Here is a 20,186-nt window from a genome sequence, read left to right as displayed (position 1 = left end):
CGAGTCCTGTGATACAGCCGCTTGACAGAGTGAACCAGAAACCTGCTGTGGACGAACCAGTTCGCGCAGCCAGACAGAGAGTCGTTGACGACCATCTGCTTGGACACCATGACCTTCAACCGAGTGCTGTGTCGCAGGTAAGCCCTGAGAACAGCCTTCCGTTGAGGATGATTTTGGCGAAGGAAAGTGGTTCATGAATATCTGTGGGGACTATTCCTGGATGGAGTTCGGCCATGCTCGCATCGCGAGGTGACGGACCAAGGCGCGAACGGAACGCCCGCGTTGTCCTTACAAGTCGTCTGTTTTGGCCATGAGGCCTCAGTGAAATCCTGCGCCGAGACAATCGTTCCTTTCGGCATATTCGGTTCGACCGGCAAATATCGCTCAGTTTGCCAAATTGGAGCGATTAGTCCTTCCTCGCGGCAGGAAATGCCGGTCGTTCGCATCCTTCTGATCTGATCAGTCAGGCGTGAGTTTCTCACTTGGTGAACTGGGGATTCACAGCCGGGTTTTTCTGCACTGTCATTTCTGTGGACTAGTTTTTCATCAACGTTCGTTGAAATCCGTCCGGACCAGACGGTCTGAACGATGCGACGGGCGATCACTGGTGCTGCAAGACCAGTAGAAAGACAAAGTGCGAAACGTGGGGTTGGGATCCCGTGACCTTCAAAAACACCTCAAGCTTCTGCTGTCAGAAGCGTCCCATCGATTGCGCGCAAACCAGCGTGCCGGGCTGTCTGAACCAGCACCCAGAATCAGCCATCTTGAAGAACGATTGTTGATGAGCGTGACGCCTCTGGCGGTCGTTGCGGATGTCGCGTCGATTGAATCCACCGGCAACAGCCAATCCGTTGATGTGGAAACGGCTTTTGGCTTCTCCGGAGACGATTTTTCGGTCAGTAATCACACAGCGGTTCAGGACGACGGCCTTGCGTCTGCCGCTGATGAACAGATCAATGGCGGAGAGTTCCATCGCGAGCCCGGTGAGAACCTGCCACTGGATTCGATCCCAGACGATTCGATCCCGCACGATTCGATCCCACGGGGGCCCGAACTGATCGTCATTGACTATCGCGTTCAGGATGCGGACGGCATTCTGGCGAACCTCCTGAACACGGATCGAGAATTTCGCCTGCTTCGACTGGAGAGTCATTCTGACGGTTTACGTCAAATTACGGAGAAGCTCCAGACGCTGGGGGATGTGTCAGCCATCCACTTGCTGACCCACGGAACTGACGCCGAGATCTCACTCGGAGCAACTGTGCTCAACAGTCGCTCGCTGTCGCAGCATACGGCGGAATTGCTGGCATGGCAGCACAGCCTGACAAGCGGCGCAGACTTGCTGCTGTATGGCTGTGACGTTGCCGAATCACCAGAGGGTCGTGACTTTATCGATCAGCTGCGATTGTTAACCGGGGCAGACATCGCTGCCAGTACCGATGATACCGGTCAACAGTCGCTTGGTGGCGATTGGCACCTCGAATATCAACAGGGTTATATCCAAACCGTCTCGCCATTTGCGGCAGCAATCGATGGGTGGTCAGAGCTGCTTGCATTCGCAACCTACCGTGACGAATTCAACGCCGTCACTTTTGACGGTTCAGACGGAAGTCAAACTTGGGCAGCCGATCCCTGGGTGGAAATTGGTGAATCGGACGGTGCTGGCGCAGGGCTCGTCCGAGTCACAAATTTTCTTGGCAGAGATGCCCTGAACGTCAAGAAGGATGGGAATGGGATTCAGCGGCAATTTGATCTGACCGGTGCCGACTCCGCGATTCTGTCGTTCGATTATGCCCAGATAGGTATCCAGTCCGGGCAGAGCGTCGATTTGCAGGTTTCGGAAGACGGAACCAGCTGGACAACCCTGCGACAGTTCAACAGCATCACCGACGATTCGGCTTACGTATTCGCGAGCTTTGATATCGGTAGCTTCATCAGCGGTAGTACTCAAATTCGTTTCATCGGTGGTGGCGGTGGGACACCGGAACTGTACATCGACAATGTACAAATTGCCTACACGACGGCCACCGTGACAAACTTCGTGGAACTCGGCGTTACAACAACGCCGGGTATCGTCGAGGAGACAAGTGGACAGAATCGTGGTGGGGCACAGTCGATCGCCGTGGCTCCAGACGGCAGCTACATCGTGGTCTGGACGGAGGTGAAACCGTCCGGCAATTTGTCGGATGTGTTTGCCCAGCGTTTCGATGCCACGGGGTTGAAGACGGGAGCGAAAATCCGGGTCAACGTGATGACAGCCGACGAGCAACAGTGGGCATCAGCGGCCGTCGACGGCACGGGGCGTTTTGTCGTCACATGGACAAGCAATAATCAGGACGGAAGTGGCAGCGGAGTCTACCTGAGACGTTTCAACAGTGATGGGACTGCCATCGATACGGTTGATGTGCTGGTGAATTCAGGAGCAACGACCAGTGATCAGTCAAATTCGTCCATTGCGGTAAATTCGCAGGGCGATATCGTCGTTGCCTATCAGGAGACAAATGGTGGAAGCAGCACCGTCTTTGTTAAACAATTCAGTATGCAGGCCGCCGCGGGTATCAGCCAGCTGCCGTCAGCATCCATTGCCGTCGATTCCGGCACCAATCGCATCAATCCATCGGTCGACATCAACAGCAACGGTGATTTCGTTGTTGCGTGGCAGAAGGGCAACAGGCCCTATCTGCAGCGATTTTTTTCCGATGGAACGGTTCATGGCAGTGATTTGAACGTAAATCCGCTGAACCTGCTTGGAGCCCTTGAACAGTATCCTGTGGTTGCCCTTCACGATAGTGGCGAGGTTAGTCTCGCCTATCGTTCTGAAATCTCCGGCTTCAACGGAATCTGGAGCAAGCGTTACCACGCAGATGGATCAGCCTATGGATTGGCAATCAAAGTAGGTGACGGTTCTGCCAACGATACAGAGCCTTCGATCAGCAAGGACGCTTCGGGAAACATCGTGATTGTCTGGCAGGGTGACGATGCCGACAGCAGCGGCATTTATGCCCGCCAGTACGACTCGAATCACAGTGCAGTTGGTGACGCCTTCCTGCTGAATACCGCATCAGAAATCGGAATTCAGACAGGGGCATCTGTCGGCATGCAGGGTCTGAGCAGTTTCGTAGCGGTCTGGAGTGGTACGGGGGTCAGCGATGCGAATGGCATTTTCGCCAGTCAGTTTTCCGCCGCTCCGCTACAACAATCTGCGACGTTGACGCCTGTCGGCGACACCTACATCGACAATTCGAATCCGGCAGCCAATTATGGAGCTTCGACCAGTCTGATGGTCGATCATTCGGGCGGCAGCATTGGCGATACGAGGTCCCTCTTACAATTTGATCTCAGTGGCATTCCAACAGGTGCGACAATCACGGGGGCCACGTTAAAGCTCAATGCAACGTCGATCACGGGTACATTCAATGTCGACGTATATGAACTAACTCAGGCCTGGTCTGAAGGCAACGGTATTGGTGCGACGGACGCAGCGAACTGGGATGACCGCCAGCCAGGGGTCGGTTGGGGAACGGCGGGTGGAAGCTTCAATCCAACTCCTGTCTCGACGCTTGGCGCTGGAACGACCGGGCTGCATTCGTGGGACATAACCTCACTTGTTCAGGCGTGGTATAACGGATCTTCAGTCAATAACGGTGTCATTATTGGCAGCACAAATAACGGGGGTAACACGGTCACGTATGACAGTAGCGAAGGAACAACCCCACCAGAGCTGGAAATCCTTTACGCAGTGCCAAATGCCGTTCCAGTCGCAAACGCCGGTGGACCATACACGATCGACGAAGGACAGTCGTTGTCGCTGGATGCGAGTGGTTCCTCTGATCCCCATGGCGGCTCGCTCATCTATTCCTGGGATCTGGACGATGATGGTGTCTATGGTGAGTCTGGTGAACTTTCCGGTGTGAATCCAGTGGTTTCATGGGCGACTCTGCAATCACTGGGCGTCGGTACCGCTGGTTCCCATGTGATCCGCCTGAAGGTGGATAACGGGGTTGATGTCAGTTACGCCTCGACGCTGCTGACAATTCAATCTGAAGTTCCGACAGCGAACCCGGATTCTGTTTCCACAACCATGAGCGCGCCCGTGACCATCACGGCTCTGGCAAATGATATCGATCCCTGGAACGCCGGGCTGACGATTCTGGATTTCAGCGCTCCGGCCAATGGGACAGTCCTCAGCAATTCGGATGGCACCTTACAGTATTCTCCGGACACAGCGTTCAGCGGAACGGATACGTTCGATTACGTTGTTACCGACAAGAGAGACGGTCTCACCCATTTCTGGAATCTGGACGGAGGAGCTCTTGATGCCGTCGGGTCGGCAGACGGCGTCATCAATGGCGGGGTTCAATCGATTAACGGTGCATTCGGGAGTGGATTGCTGTTCGATGAAATTGACGACTTCGTTGAGATTCCGGACATCACCTACAGCGATGAGTTTACTGTTTCATTCAAATTCCGGATTGATAACAACGACGGTGGTGATTACCTCTACCTGTACAGCCACGGCGATGCGGATTTCTCCAACAGTCTGAATGTGATGGTCGGCGAATCGGGTCGCCCCGGTTTTGCCGGCATCATGAAAACGGTGTTCGGCGATTCGGACGACCCCTATGAGCTCAATGCCTTAAACTTTGATGCCAGTGCGGTCATCGGCGACGGTCAATGGCACACGTATGCTCTGACGGTCGACGCCATTCAGGGGGCATGGGTCTTTCTTGACGGTACTCTCCGAGCAGCTAACGCCTCCGCTGGCGGTGATGCATTCGATCCGACCGGATCGCTGTTCCTCGGTGCCCGCGAAGATCTTGAAGCGGCAAGATTCTTCGGTGGAGGCCTGGATTCAGTCGCCATATTCAATCGATCATTGACGCCAACGGAAGTGGTCTCTCTGAATTCTGATGCGATAGCCACTCGTGCGACCTCAAGTGCAACGATTACCGTGTCGGTGGTCAATCAGGACCCGACCGCTGTGATCGCTCCTGTTTCCGCCATCAATGAAGGCCAGTCCGTTTTGCTGGATGGAACAGGTTCCAGCGATCCGGACGGAAGCCCGCTCACTTATGAATGGGACATCAATTACAACGGGACATTCAATGCGGACGCGACGGGTTCTACGTCCACCATCGACTGGACTGCGTTGAACACTCTCGGTGTGACGAACGATGGAACTTACCAGGTCGCTTTGCGAGTGTACGATGGCACCAGCTATTCGGCTGTCGTGCAGCGTTCAATGTCAATCAACAATGTCGTTCCGTTAATGACTTCGACCGGCTCACTCTCCGTTACGGAAGGTTCGACCACGGTCACAACAATCTCTGCCACCGACGTTAACGATACGATTTCGTATTCGATCTCCGGCGGTGCAGATGCTGCGCTGTTCTCGATCGATTCCGTTACCGGAGGATTGTCATTCAATCTCGCTCCGGACTTTGAAGGGCCGACGGACAACGGCTTGGACAATGTCTACGATGTGCAGGTGCAGGCATCAGATGGGGACGGTGGCATCGCAACGCAGGATCTGAATGTCACTGTACTGGATGCAAATGACAATCCACCGGTCATTGCCCCCGGTCAGGTATTTACGGTTTCCGAGTCTGTTGCGCCGGGGACTGTTGTTGGGATTCCTACTGCATCGGATCCGGATACTGCAACGACGTTCAGCAGCTGGACCATTCTGAGCGGTAACACAGGCGGCGCGTTTGTCATCAATTCTGCCACCGGGGAACTCACGACTGCAACTGCCCTGGACTATGAAACTCTGTCAGTCTATCAGCTGCAGATCGCAGTCAGTGACGGAACCAACACTTCCAGTCCTGAGACGATCACAATTCATCTGACCGACGCGGGGGAGAATGCACCGGTCGCAGTGGACGACAGCTATACCGTTGATGAAGGCTCGTCCCTGACGATATTGGCCATCGGCGACTGGCACAACGTCAACTGGAACTACAGGCAACGCCTTGCGTTCAGCGACTCGTTCCTGACCAGCTCGCTCACCAGCCAGCCAGTGCTTGTAAAACTGCACGCGTCAGCGGCGGATGCGATCGGTATTGATTACTCAAAGACCCAGTCTGCCGGAGAAGATCTGCGGTTCTACGATTCGGCTGGGAATCTCTTGAACCATGAAATCGATAAGTGGGACGAATCGGGTTACTCCTATGTTTGGGTGAACGTTCCGACGATTGACCCGGCCAATCCTGGCGACTTTATCTGGATGTACTACGACAACCCTGATGCACCAGATGGCCAGAATGCAACGGGGGTCTGGGGAAGTGAAGACAAAGCCATCCACCATCTTCAGATCCTGCCATCAGACTCAACGGCAAACGGGAACAACCTCGCGCACTCTTCGATTTATATCGCTCCCGGTATAGTTGCGGATGCAGCGGGATTCAACGGGTCAAGCAGTATCGGCGTCATCTCCGATGACGCTTCCCTGCAGAACATCTTTTCGGGGGGCGGTACTGTTTCTGCCTGGATCAACCCAGCGACCTGGGGAGATGCCGGAGAAGGTCGGATTCTTGACAAGGCGACGTCGTTACTGAACCCGAATGGTAGTGGATGGAATCTGAAACTCGACCAGACCAACGGAAGTCTGCGATTCAGCTATGGCTTCTCTGGTGGTGCCGGGGAGTGGAGAACAGCGACGAATTCCATTCAACTGGGCCAGTGGCAACAAGTAGCCGTTGTCTATGACAACACGAATGCCTCGAACACACCAGATATCTATATCAATGGTGTTCAACAAACGCTGACTGCCATCCGAACTCCTTCAGGTACGCCAACGTCAGATGCCGGCCTGGATTTGTACGTCGGTGACCGATTTAATCAGACCGCAACCTATAGCGGAGTTGTCGACGAACTTCGAATCAGCAGGCAGGGGGCAACTGCCGAGCAAATCCTTGCCGACTATCGGACGGTGACAGGTGCGCTGGTTGTTTCGGCCGAAGAGTTGAGTGGTCCCGGTGGACTGATGCAGAATGACAGTGATGCGGATGGGGAAAACATGACAGTAACTGTCGTGAATGGCCCCGCCCACGCAGCGAATTTTCAGTGGCTGGCGAACGGATCCTTTCTTTACCAGCACGACGGAAGCGCGACAACTTCGGATTCGTTTACGTATTACGTGACTGACGCAGGTGGGGCAACTTCAGCGATCACGACCGTCAACATCACCATCAATGGTATTAATGACGCGCCAACGGACATTTCCCTTTCAAATTCGACAGTCGTCGAAGGCACCGCTGGTGCGATTGTGGGCACACTGTCGACAACCGACCCCGATCCCTCAGATTCACATACATACTCGGTCGACGATACTCGCTTTGAGGTGGTCGGAGGTCAGTTGAAACTCAAAGCCGGCCAGGGACTGGACTTTGAAACAGAACCGTCTGTCCTGCTCAGCATTACATCGACGGATCCCGGAGGTCTGCAGATCTCGCGGAACTTCACTATTACGGTCGACGACACGAACGACAACGCGCCGGTTATCACACCGGGTCAGTTGTTCGCGATCAGCGAGTCGGCGAGCAATGGGGCGATTGTTGGAACGGTTACAGCCACAGACTCAGATGCGTCAACCACATTCAGTAACTGGACGATCGTTGGTGGAAATTCGGACGGAGTGTTTACAGTCAACAGTTCGACGGGGCAGATCACAATTGCTGATCGGACGAATTTGGATTTTGAAGCAACGACAAGCTACTTACTGACACTTACGGTCAGCGATGGCATAAATACGTCGGCCAGTCAGTCAGTTATCGTCAATGTGACGAATGCAAACGACAATCTTCCGGTCGTTACTCCTGGTCAGACCTTCACGATTTCCGAATCGGCCATCGTCGGGCAAACGATCGGCTTTGTCTCGGCAACGGATGCCGATGGGACGGCAACGTTTAGTAACTGGATGATAACGGGGGGAGATCCTGATGGAATCTTCGCGCTGAATGCCTCGACAGGTAAGCTTGAGGTCGCTGATCCCTCAAGGCTGGACTATGAAGTGACCACCAGCTTTTCTCTGCTGATTACAGTATCGGATGGCACAAACACCTCCGCAGCACAAAGCGTTACGGTCAACGTCACCGACGTCAACGATGTCGCGCCGGTCATAGATTCCGGACAGAATTTTTCTGTCAGCGAAGTCACTTCTGCAGGAGCCAGTGTGGGATTTGTCACGGCTTCTGATCCGGATAGCTCTACACTCATGGCATGGGCCATCACCGGAGGAAATAGTGGAAATGCGTTCGCAATAGATGCCTCTACTGGCGAGATTTCCGTAAATGATCCTGCCGCCTTCGACTACGAAACCAATGCCAGTTTTTCCCTGTTAATTACGGTTTCCGACGGCACAAACACTTCTGCAGCACAAGACGTAACAGTCAGTCTCCTGAACGCGAACGACAATGCCCCAGTGATTTCTGCTGCAACGTTCAATGTCAACGAAGCCGCCGGCTCAGGGACTCTTGTGGGCATTGTCACGGCAAGCGATGCGGATGGCCCGACAACATACACAAACTGGCAGATCGTTTCTGGCAACACGAGTGCCGTCTTTGACATGAATTCATCGACCGGTGCAATCACGGTCAACAATTCAACGGCTCTGGATTTTGAGACAACGCCTGCCTACACCCTTGTGATTACCGTAAGCGACGGGGTGAATACGTCCCTGCAGCAATCCATCACGGTCAATGTCAGCAACGCGAACGAAGCTCCCACTGCGGTGGCCGGCCCGGATCAGACGATTTCTGAAGGACAGTCTGTTTCTCTCAGCGGAGTGGCCTCCAGTGATGTCGACGGCGACGCCCTGGTTTACAGTTGGGATCTCAACGCCGATGGCATCTTTACGGACGCCATCGGCGTTAATCCGACGCTCAGCTGGGCTCAGTTGTCTGCTCTGGGTATCAACGATGACGGGACTTACCTGATAACATTGAGGGTGACAGATCCGTCCGGGTCTTCGGCGGTTGATGACCTTGTGTTGCAAGTCAACAATACGGAACCGTCATTAACTCTCACGGCCAGCGCACAAGCGGCAACCGGATCTCCATGGACCCTGCACGTCGCCTCTGTTGATCCGGGGTCTGATACTGTTTCTCAATGGTTGATTGACTGGGGTGATGGTCAAACTACCAACGCTTCCGCCACGTCAGGCGGCCTGCTGCATACGTTTAGCATCCCGGGCAACTTCCTCGTTACTGTGACACCCGTCGACGAAGACGGAACTCATACTGCGTCGGCCGCAACAATCTCTGTCGAAGTGCTGGCCACAGCAGTGCCGGCAAACGATACCTGGGTTGTGGATGCCACCACGGGATTGAGTTTGACAGATCCAGCATTGGGAGTGACGGCTAATGATTCGGGTGTGTCTGGCTCAGCATCGGTTCAGCTCATCGACGGGCCTTCTCACGCCAGCTCATTTCAGCTGAACGCTGACGGAACGTTCTCTTATCAGGTGGCAGCTGGTTACAACGGTGTTGATTCATTTCGCTATCGCATCATTGATGGAGTTGCTATCAGTGCACCCGCGGTGGTGACGCTGAATATCAACCAACCGCCAGCTCTGTCTTTCTTGCAGGACGTTTCTTCCATTGACGAAGGGACTCTTCTTGCCGCCCCACTTCGCATTGGTCAGTTCATCGTTAATGACGACGGTACCGGAACAAATGTTGTCTCACTGACAGGCACTGACTCGGCCCTGTTTTCTATCGATTCGAGTCACGTGCTTTACCTGAATGCTGGAATTGTCCCCAGCTTCAATCTCACGTCACAGTTGCTTGTGACTGGAAACGTTGATGACAGCTCGATTGCCGGATCACCGGATGCTCGTATCAGCGTCATGGTAAGTATTTCCAACATCAATCATCAGCCCATTGCCACGCCGATTAGTAACGTGACTGTCGACGAGGATTCCGGACGGCAGACTACGCAGACGTCAGGAGCTTTCTCCGACCCGGACAGAGAAGATACGCTTCAGTACGCGGTGCAGGTTGTTAGTAACCCGGACAATGCCATTCGAAGCGTGTCGATTGACTCTGCGACCGGAGAAGTTGGCTGGTTCACCAGTGACAATGCCAATGGCGATGCTGTGGTACGGGTGACAGCCATGGATCCTTCCGGGGCTGTGGCCAGCAGTCAGTTCACGATTCATGTGACACCGATCGACGACGCGCCGATTGCGCGAAGCGTTGTTCGCAATGTGTGGTCGGGAGTGAGCGTGTTCGTGTCGCCGGTTCCAGCATTACATGCGGCCGTGGATGTGGACGGTCAGTTGGTTTCTTTGCAGATTTTGCAGGGCCCGGAACACGGCAGTCTGTCCATCGCGCCGGATGGGACACTGATTTATGTCTCAGCGTCGGACTTTGTCGGTATTGATCAGGTACTGTTTGTTTCGACGGATGGAACACTCGACAGCGACGTCGCACAATTGAGATTCTGGGTTCGGGCATCGCCACTTCTGATTCCGTCTAATTCCGGTTCATCTTTATCCGAGTCCCTGTCGACCAATTCCACTCCTGGGGCAGAAACAGTCAATTCACCGGTTTCGGATTCCGCTTCGGCCACATCCGGAACGTCATCGAACACCGGCCTGGCGCAGACTCCATCCGGTACACAGATTCAACAATTGGGCAATGGCCGGGGCAACTCATCTGACGATGACGATGCGGCACTGCCAGCATTTGCGATTCTTGTTCGACAGGCGGAAGACATTGAATTTGATTTATCGAGCACGGCCGAGATTATCGCCAATCTTGACAGTGTGGTCGATGCGGGATCTCTGCGCGGGCTGGAATCCACGATTTCTGTCCGCGACATTCGATCAGACTGGACGGACAGCGTCGAATTCAATCGCGTTGAGGATGGTGTTCACGTCGACTTCTTCAACCTGATGAAGCTGACGACACATTCGACGTCTGTTTCACAGCAGCTGGAGCAGGATCTTAGCAGCGATTCGGCATTTGTGGGGGCAATTTCGGGCACAGTCCAGGTAGTCGCCTCGGGGCTGTCTGTCGGCTACGTCATCTGGGCTCTGCGCGGTGGCATGGTGCTGACGGGCCTGCTGGCTCAGATGCCTACCTGGAGGCTGATTGACCCACTGATGGTCTTTGAAAACAGCGAAACAGAAGACGATAACGACTCGCTGCAGTCCATCATCAGAGATCAGGAGGCACTGATCAGCGAGCAAAGTAAACGGAATGATGTAACGGAGTCACAGTTATGAGACGACTATCTGCCGCGTCCAGAATCACGATTGGCCTGGTTTGCTCGATGCTTGGCATTCTGCTTGGGGCTAATATGCTTGGCCTTCTTCCGGATCGCTATGCGCAAATGATACGCGAGCGAACCAGGCTCGCGGAAGCCGTTTCGCTGTCGTCTTCAATGCTGTTGTCAGGCGACGACACCAGGCAGTTGCAGCAATATGTGAATGTCGTCTCGACGACCAGTCCGGGTCTTCTTTCGCTTGGGATTCGACGTTCGGATGGTGCTGTGCTGGCAGCGTCCGAAGACCACAAAGAACGGTGGCCTGACGGGCAGACAGAAAATACGGAGCAGTTTCTGCAAGTGACGGTGGCTGATCGCGGTGGACGTCGGGCAGCGGTCGAATTCGTCTTTGCTCCTGTTGCAGGTAGCGGCGTTGCTTCTGTACTGGAAAGTTCGCTCATTCAATTACTGATCTTCGCCGGTATCATGGGTTTCATTGGATTCCGGATTTATCTGAAGACGGTGCTGAAGAATCTGGATCCGTCACGTGCGGTACCGCGCCGTGTTCGCGAGGCCCTGGATATTCTGACAGAAGGTCTCATGATTGTTGGCAGGGATGACCGCATCCTGCTCGCAAATTCTGCCCTTGCCGAAGCGGTTGGACTGTCCGCTGAAGCGTTGATCGGACGTAAGGCCGGCGAGCTTGGGCTTTCTGTACCCGAAGGCAGCAGGCAGTATCCGTGGCAACATAGTCTTTCGACGCGACAGCCTGTTTCAGGCGTGATCACGGAGTTGAAAAAAGGGAATCAGACTCACACGCTGAAGATCAACTGTTCGCCTCTTCTGGGCGACGACAGCACTCTGCGGGGTGTCATGGTCTCGCTCGACGATGTCACACAGCTCGAACAAAACAAGCGTGATCTGCAGATTGCGAAGGACGAAGCCGACGCGGCGAACAAGGCAAAGAGCGACTTTCTTGCCAACATGAGCCACGAAATTCGTAACCCAATGAATGCGATTGTTGGATTTGCCGAAATCCTCCGAATGGGTCTGTCAGATTCAGAAGAAGCCCGTCTGAATTATCTGAATACCATTCATGCCAGTGGCACGCATCTGGTTGAACTGATCAATGACATTCTCGACTTTTCCAAAATCGAAGCTGGTCGGCTGGAACTGGAAATCCGGCCCTGCAATCCCTTCCAGCTCATGCAGGAAGTTATTTCTGTTCTGAGCGGCAAAGCGGAAGAACAGGGAATCAAACTTGTCCTGGAACTGAACGGGGAAATCCCACGAACAATTCGGACGGATGCGACCCGACTTCGCCAGATTCTGATGAACCTCGTCAGCAATGCGATCAAGTTTACGAGCGAGGGTGAGGTCAGAGTGGTCGCCGAACTTGTTGACTCGGGTCCAGCGGCACTGCTGCAGTTCGCTGTTTCCGATACCGGAATCGGCATCACGCAGGAACAAATCAGTCGACTGTTTCAGGAGTTCATGCAGGCGGACAATTCAGTGACGCGCCGATTCGGTGGTACGGGTCTGGGTCTTGCCATCAGCAAACGACTTACTGAAGCGCTCGGCGGAACGATCCATGTCACCAGCGAATACGGTCGGGGCAGTACGTTTTCATTCAGCATTCAGCCAGGTGATCTCACCGGTGTCGAACGGGCTGATCTTCGCACGCTGCAGGAGCACTATCGTTCTCAGGCACTGTCCCGTCAGACCGGGCTGACGACCTGGTTCAAGCCGGCGCGCGTTCTTGTGACTGACGACGGCGCAAGCAATCGGCAGCTTGTCAAAGTTGTGCTCAGCAAAGCCGGACTGATCGTTGATGAAGCAGAAAACGGGGCGATCGCTGTCGAGAAGGCCACAAAGGAGCAATACGACCTGATCCTGATGGACGTGCAGATGCCCGTCATGGATGGCTTTACCGCAATGGAAACGCTTCGCCGCGCTGGACTCACCATCCCGATCATTTCATTCACGGCGAACGTGATGGAGCAGGATCGGCAACGATGTATTGATGCGGGATGTTCCGGATTTCTGACGAAACCCATCAACATCGAGAAGCTGCTGGAAACGATCGCCCAGTGGTTGCCTACCGCAGAAGCTCCGCCGGAGCCTGCTGCAGAGTCGGCAGAACATGATCCGATTGAGTCTGTCATCAGGGCCATCACCGCAAAGTCTGTTCAAAGAACAAGTCTCGGCAATGGAGACAGTTCTGCTGACACAGGCTGCAGCTCAGAGGGCAGTGCAGGGCAACAGAAGCCAAAAGCCAGGGTCGTCGAACGGACACCTCTGATTTCGCAATTGCCCTGGGATGTTCCCGAGTTTCGTGAGATTATTGAACAGTTCGTTGTCAGCCTGGAAACCACACTTCCTGCCATGCAGGCCGCCTGGGACGATCGGGATTACAGCACACTGCGAGAACAGGCGCACCGTCTGAAGGGTACCGGAGGAACCGTTGGATTCCCCGCATTTACCGAACCCTCCAGGCTTCTGCAGATTGCTGCTGAAAAAGAGAACCCGGAACCGATACCCGAAATCCTGGATGAGCTGCGGGCAATTGCAGATGCCATTCAACTACCGCAGGACAATGTGACTGGTTGAGGGCTGCGTTGGGTGGCAGTCTCCTGGGATGCAGTCCGTCCGCTGAGGAACCAGACTGCAGGCAACGGCACGCATCACCGCGGCGTGTTTCAGGGGCATCAAGCCCTCGATGATAGATGGGTTTCGTTTTCAGTCGACCTTGATGCGCGTCGCAAAGTTAATGGTTTCAAAATCCAGCGACTGGCAGAGGTCATAGATGCTGATGAAGTTCTGAATCTGAACATCATCGTCGACATCCAGGATAACAGGCGATTTCGGATCGATCTGTGCCAATCGCCGAAGCCGCTCGCTTAGTTCGTTCATGCCTTCAATGGGCTGTTCGTTTAACCGTACCACGGCAGAAGTTGCGCGAGCCGGATCGATAGCAAGATGAATGCGTACCTGCTGGTGATCCCACGGTGTTGGTTCGACAGTATCTGGTATTTCTGTGTCAGATTCTGTCGTGCCGGAGTTCAGGGCCGCCGGTAACAGCTGGTCCGGTCGTTGACCGATCGATGCGCAGACGAAGAACACCAGAAGCAAAAAGACAACGTCAATCATTGGCGTCATCGCTTCACCATCCAGTGAACTGCGTCGGTTGCTGTGAAAAGGGACTCTCATCGACTGCTGCTTCGTTCAGGTTATGCCTCGACAGTGACGGCAAATCGTACGGTTCGAATACCAAGAGATGCGCATTGTTCCAGCAGCATTCGCACGTGACGATATTCAGACTCACGATCTGTTCGGATACGAACCTCTGGGACTTCACCTTCTTCCGTGGCGTTCCGTTTCAGGTCTTCAATCTGCCGCAGGACGTCGGCTGCTTCCTGTTGTTCGCCTGCCACAAAAAACAATCCCGTCCGGTCGATGGTAATTGTTAGTCGAAACCGGACGGGTTCTGCATCGTTTTCTGCCTGTCCTGCTGCAGGCAAATGGACAGGCTCCGATTGTTCGTTTCGAACAAAGTGGCTGGCCACCAGGAAAAAAATGATCAGCAGGAACACCACGTCAATCAGCGGCGTGATATTGAAACGCAAAGGTGATCGCTGATTTGTATTTGATGGCAAACGCATACGTCGGACAGTACTCCATTTCAGCCGAGCGAACCATCCGTTTCTTGGGTGTGGCTGTCTTTCCGGGCACGGGGAAGCTGTCGTTCCAGCAGATAGAAAACGCTGTCAGCTCTCAAATTGGCAGCTGGTAACTGATCTCGAGCCTGGCCATTCACTATCGGTGTTTCTTTAACAATTCGAAGCCCAATACTTGCCATCAATTCTCGAAAGTCCCGCATCGACATGAAATGCAGGTTTGGTGTCTCGTGCCATTCGTAGGGTAAAGTTCTTGTGACAGGGGTTCGCCCGCGAAGCAGCACTTCAAAACGAACCCGCCAGTGTCCAAAGTTCGGTACGACAATCAGCGCGCGACGTGCGACTCGCAGCATTTCAATCAGCAGCAGCTTTGGTTTTTGCACCTGCTGCAGCGTCTGGCTGAGTACCGCGAAGTCGAAGCAGGAATCCGGGACGTCGATCAGGCCTTCGTTCAGATCTGCCTCGATCGCTGGCAGGCCTCGTCCGATAACGGAAATGATATTCGAGTGTTCGACATCCACGCCCTGAACCACGCAACCCATCTCGTCACGCAGGCGCTGCATCAGGCGGCCATCGCCGCAGCCAAGGTCGATGACGCGGCTTCCCTGATCAATGTGCTGCATGATCAGTTCATCCGTCAATTGAACGGATGCGTCGGGCATTTGGTAGCGAGCGGGTCCTGACATTAATCGACCTGCGATGCCTTCATGGTCTGTTGAAGAAATGGTGACACCAATTGTGCCAGAGGATCGATGTCAATCAGGAAGGAATCATGCCCGAAGGGGCACAACAGTTCGACAAACGAAACGTGTTTGCCAACTTCCAGCAGCGATGTCACCAGGTCGCGGCTTTGTCCGGTTGGAAAAAGCCAGTCCGTATCATAGGAAGCCACCAGAAATCGGGCTTTCACATTCCGCAGGGCGTCCGCCAGAGTCGCATGTCCGTCCGACAGATCAAAATAGTCCATCGCACGGGTCAAATACAGGTAGCTGTTTGCGTCAAACCGCTGGACAAACCGTTTGCCCTGATAATGCAGATAGCTTTCGATCTGAAACTCCGTTTCCTTCTGCATACTGAACGCAAATCGGTCGCTGTCCTGAAGCCTTCGCCCAAACTTCAGTTCGATCGAATCTTCGGACAGATAGGTGATGTGAGCCACCATGCGTGCCAGGGCCAGGCCGTAACGCGGTCCTTCGGAATCGTAATAGTCGCCATTACAAAAACCTGTGTCAGCGTATATTGCTCGACGCCCGACGGCGTTGAAAGCGATCCCCTGAGCCGCCAGTTTGGGTGCTGATGCCAGCACAACAGCCGACTTGACCTGATTCGGGAACTGAACCGTCCATTGCAATACCTGCATGCCACCAAGACTGCCGCCCACAACGGCCAGAAGCTGTCGAATCCCCAGCGATTCCACCAGCTTCGAATGTACAGAGACAATGTCTGCAACTGTCAGGAACGGAAAGTCCAGGCAGAACCGCTTTCCAGTCGCAGGATTCAAAGACCCCGGACCAGTTGTTCCCTGACAGCCGCCGAGAACATTGGCACAGATGACGTAGTACCTGTTGGTGTCGATTCCTTTGCCCGGGCCGATAAATCCATCCCACCAGCCTGGCTTGCGATCTTCGCTGGAATGATATCCGGCCGCGTGAGCGTCGCCTGTCAGCGCGTGGCAAACGAAAATGGCATTGGAGGCATCAGCATTCAGGCTGCCGTAGGTTTCGTATGCAACTGTAATGGGTCCGAGTTGCGCGCCACAGGCAAGACGCAGAGGCTCCTGCTCGGAAAACAATTGCATCAAGCGGGTGCTTGTCAATCCTACCGAGTGTTCATGAAACGCAGGCGATGTACCGTCGGCTTCTACCAGGGTTTCCACCAGCTTTTCTTTCGACGAGGTCCGTGTGGCCCCTGCGGGGCCGCCATCTTCTGGGGCGTTTGAGCAGATGTCAGAACGACATTCTCCGGCAGCAGCACGCAGCTGAGATCACCCCCAACACCACCAGTTGTATCGGTGGCAATCATTCCATTGCCGAACCGGACCGATGGCACGGGAACATGTCCCAGAACGACCGTGACCGGAGAATCCATCGGGGGACCGATGGTAATAAAGTCCTTTGAATACAGCCAGGGAGGATGGGAGAGAGTGTAGTCACGTTCGCGCAGGATGCGAATTTGCACGTCAAACGGTAGATTGCGATCCAATCCTGCATGCACAAAGAAATAATCCGAATGCTCGACACTCCATGGCAAATCTGCCATCAGGGTCTTGTGTTCGTCAGGCATGCAGTTTCGCAAATCCGTCAGGCTGCCCGGCTTTGCTCCGTAGGATTCGAAGGTCGTGTGCGAATCATAGTGGGCAATCCAGCGACCCCGAAAATCCAAAAACTCCGGCACCTCGAACAGGCCGAGCGATCCGGCCATCGCCAGTTCGTGATTTCCGCAGACCCAGGTGACCTTCTTGTGCTGCGCGGCAAGATCGCAGTAAAGCTGAACTGTCCCTGCCGGATCCGGGCCTCGATCCACCAGATCGCCAATGAAGACGATCCATCGGTTCTGAATATCCGGCAGCCTGGCGAGCTGCGCGATGATTCGACGCAGCTTGTCAGTTTGGCCGTGGACATCACCGATGACCGCTACCGGCCCATCAATCCTTGTCGGAGTAGACGCCATATCAAACAGATGTCGAATAGAGTTGAGGAAAGACGAAGCTGGCTCCGACGCTCATCCGGTCAGAACTTCTGATGAAGATTCACGCAGAATCCCCGGGTAGTCTAACAACCAGCCTGACAAACTCACCTTCTGCTGCAGACTTTTCCCAACACCCGGGCAGCCACTTAGTCGTTGTGGTCGAGTCCGCCAGTTTCCGGGCCGAACCAGATAATCACAGCGCCAACCAGGTAGATGACCGCCATCACCGAACCGGCTTTCGGGAAGTTGCCATCGAAGGCTTTAATCAGGTTTGCGGTTTGCAATCCTCCTACAGCCGCCACAATTCGCCCGAAATTGAAAGAAAATCCCTGGCCCGTTGCCCGGACTGCCGTGGGAAACAGTTCGGGGAAATACAGCGGAAAGAACCCATAAAACGAGGCCGTGATCCCGCCCGCAAAGAAGGCGGCGACCAGAAAATGCGTTCCAAAAACATTGACGCCATTATAAAAGTAAAGAGCCGCAGCGATCGAAGCCAGACACATCGTGGTGTAGGTGATCCGACGTCCGTACATCCCGGCCGCTACGGGTGCAACAATGGTGGCGACGATTGCTCCAATGGCTGTCGCGATCTGTGTGTACTCCTTGGCGTAGTACTTGACGGTTTCTGTGTTTGGCTGCAACTGAGCGGCCCATCGCGGTGCCCATTGAATTGAACCCCACGTGCCCAGCAAAGAAACGCCCGCCAGGCCCGCTCCAAGCATCATGCGACCGAGAACTCGCTTCTTTTGCTCGGATCCGAGCGAACCACCAGCAATCGATCGCTCAAGGTATTTTCGCACGGGGTAGAGATAGCCCACTAACGCAATCGCCAGGCCACCAAGCGTGATCACAATCTTCAGAGCGACACTCAGATTGGCACCCATGGGTGACCATGCAGCTATGATGCCGATCGCGGCAAGGCAGCCAATCAGCACGCCACCAAGATCCGCGTTCTGCCAGTTCGATGTTGTACCCTTCGCATGTTCTTCTTCCCATCGGGAGGATTCAGGAACAAACAGTCGGATCAGGAAGATCAGCAATGCCGGAAATGCGCCGCAAATCATCAGGAATCGCCAGGCAGAGTTCTGCAGCAGACTTGCAGTCGCCTCTTCAGACAGTCCGATGTTCAGCAAGAGTGTATGAATGCTCTCGATGAAACCCGTGAGCCCCATGCTGAGCAATGCCACTGCAAGAAACCCGACATTCGCTGCAGCACCGATCAGGCCTGCGATGAAGGCCCGGGATTTACCCGGCCAGATTTCGTTGACCAGCGCGACGCCCAGAGACCATTCGCCACCCATGCCCAATGATGCGACGAACCGCAGAACAGCAATATGCCATGCTTCCGTCGCAAAGCCGCAAAGCCCGGTGAAAATCGCGTATGTGAAAATGCTCAGCGACATGGCTCGGACACGTCCAATCTTGTCTCCCAGCCATCCAAACAGAACACCACCACTGGCGGCACCCACAAGAAAAACGGCGATGATGGCACCGAACCAACTGGCCGCGTCCGATTCGGGTGAGCCTGATCCAAGCAGATCCTTCAGGGCAGGGGTTCCAATCAGGGGGAACAGTCCCATCTCGAAGCCGTCGAACAACCAGCCCAGAAGGGCCGCAAGCAGCGTCATATATTGTGAAAACTTGCTCGCCTGCTTCGTTTCCGAAGCACCAGACTGCGGACCTGAGTCGCTCATGGATTTACCGTTTCACAGGAAGGTTCATGGGATGGCAATGGAACAGGAGAGAAGAGGCTTATACCGTTTCTGTGCAGCGAAGATGAACTTCAAGCCGCAAAAACAGCCCAAAAACCGCTTGTTTCGACCAGTTCAGGCCTGTCGGTGTGTGAGCGGGATGCCGATTTCTCTGGTCCGGACCGTCAGAAGCCGCATGCCGGGCCGCCATTGGGTTGCCCGTCTCCCCGGTCGACCTGTGGACAACAACATGCTGCCCACGCAAGACTCAGCCAGCCCACGAGCAACAACGTCCCACCAATCGGCGCGACCTTACCCCACGGGATTCCCAGAAATTTCGGACCACCGATCACCAGCACATACAGGGATCCGGAGAACAGAACGACCCCTGCTGTAAACGCACCCGCCGCCACATTTAAGGATCCCCCGTGGCCAGTACGAAATCGCATCAGAAATCCCGTGAGCCCAAGCGCGAGTGCATGCCACATGTGATAGCGCACACCGGTTTCAAAATCGAGCATGTATTTATGACTGGCCGGAATCATGAGGCCCGCGTAGTTCTTCGCTTCCACGTCCTGGTACTTCTTTTCAAGGAATCCTGAATCCTTCAAACCGTGAGCACCAAACGCCCCCAGCAGTACCGCCAGAAAACCGAATATCGCCGCCAGTGTGAGTGTGCTGCGAGCTGTCATTTTTGAATCCTGTACTACCGTTTCTATTTGCGTTTCATTCAATGTGCGGTCAACGAATATCGACCCTGCATCCCACCAGCCCGCCGGGTCGTGTCGCCTGCCGTCGCGATTATCTTGCGCTTGCTGCAGAAGTTGACCAATCCAGGCGTCGTCACTTCTCACAGAATTGTTAGACAAATTTCACTATCAGGGAGATTCTGCTGGTATCCCTTCGGTCTCCTTTCGTA

Annotated in this window: 9 protein-coding genes; 2 read left to right on the top strand and 7 right to left on the bottom strand. The window is 54.4% G+C overall.

Features of this window, described 5'->3' with window-relative positions; translation table 11 throughout:
- Positions 1–781 precede the first annotated feature (781 nt).
- Positions 782–11,230, top strand: coding sequence for a DUF2341 domain-containing protein (locus R3C20_10740; GenBank protein ID MEZ6040975.1), 10,449 nt, complete (start codon positions 782–784; stop codon positions 11,228–11,230).
- Positions 11,227–13,821 (top strand): ATP-binding protein, encoded by a 2,595-nt coding sequence (locus R3C20_10735; protein ID MEZ6040974.1) that lies wholly within the window; start codon positions 11,227–11,229, stop codon positions 13,819–13,821. The genes R3C20_10740 and R3C20_10735 overlap by 4 nt, the downstream gene beginning before the upstream one ends.
- Before the next feature lie 129 nt (positions 13,822–13,950).
- Here the strand turns inward: R3C20_10735 and R3C20_10730 are convergent, their stop codons facing one another.
- From R3C20_10730 to R3C20_10700, 7 genes are all read right to left on the bottom strand, one after another.
- Positions 13,951–14,421, bottom strand: coding sequence for a biopolymer transporter ExbD (locus R3C20_10730; protein ID MEZ6040973.1), 471 nt, complete (start codon positions 14,419–14,421; stop codon positions 13,951–13,953).
- Positions 14,422–14,441: 20 nt separating this feature from the next.
- Positions 14,442–14,873 (bottom strand): biopolymer transporter ExbD, encoded by a 432-nt coding sequence (locus tag R3C20_10725; GenBank protein MEZ6040972.1) that lies wholly within the window; start codon positions 14,871–14,873, stop codon positions 14,442–14,444.
- 20 nt (positions 14,874–14,893) lie between these two features.
- Positions 14,894–15,574, bottom strand: a complete 681-nt coding sequence (metW, locus tag R3C20_10720; protein ID MEZ6040971.1) for a methionine biosynthesis protein MetW — start codon at positions 15,572–15,574, stop codon at positions 14,894–14,896.
- On the bottom strand, positions 15,574–16,764 hold the full coding sequence (locus R3C20_10715; GenBank protein ID MEZ6040970.1) for a homoserine O-acetyltransferase: 1,191 nt from the start codon (positions 16,762–16,764) through the stop codon (positions 15,574–15,576). The genes metW and R3C20_10715 overlap by 1 nt, the downstream gene beginning before the upstream one ends.
- Positions 16,749–17,558, bottom strand: a complete 810-nt coding sequence (locus R3C20_10710; GenBank protein MEZ6040969.1) for a metallophosphoesterase — start codon at positions 17,556–17,558, stop codon at positions 16,749–16,751. Before R3C20_10710 ends, R3C20_10715 begins: the two co-directional genes overlap by 16 nt.
- A 164-nt stretch (positions 17,559–17,722) precedes the next feature.
- Positions 17,723–19,270: an MFS transporter gene (locus tag R3C20_10705; GenBank protein ID MEZ6040968.1), complete on the bottom strand. Its 1,548-nt coding sequence runs from the start codon at positions 19,268–19,270 to the stop codon at positions 17,723–17,725.
- A gap of 182 nt (positions 19,271–19,452) precedes the next feature.
- Positions 19,453–19,959 (bottom strand): DUF423 domain-containing protein, encoded by a 507-nt coding sequence (locus R3C20_10700; GenBank protein ID MEZ6040967.1) that lies wholly within the window; start codon positions 19,957–19,959, stop codon positions 19,453–19,455.
- Between the last annotated feature and the right edge of the window lie 227 nt (positions 19,960–20,186).

The organism is Planctomycetaceae bacterium (genome assembly GCA_041398825.1).
In the GTDB taxonomy this organism is placed as follows: domain Bacteria; phylum Planctomycetota; class Planctomycetia; order Planctomycetales; family Planctomycetaceae; genus F1-80-MAGs062.
This window is presented reverse-complemented; position numbering and strand designations above follow the sequence as displayed.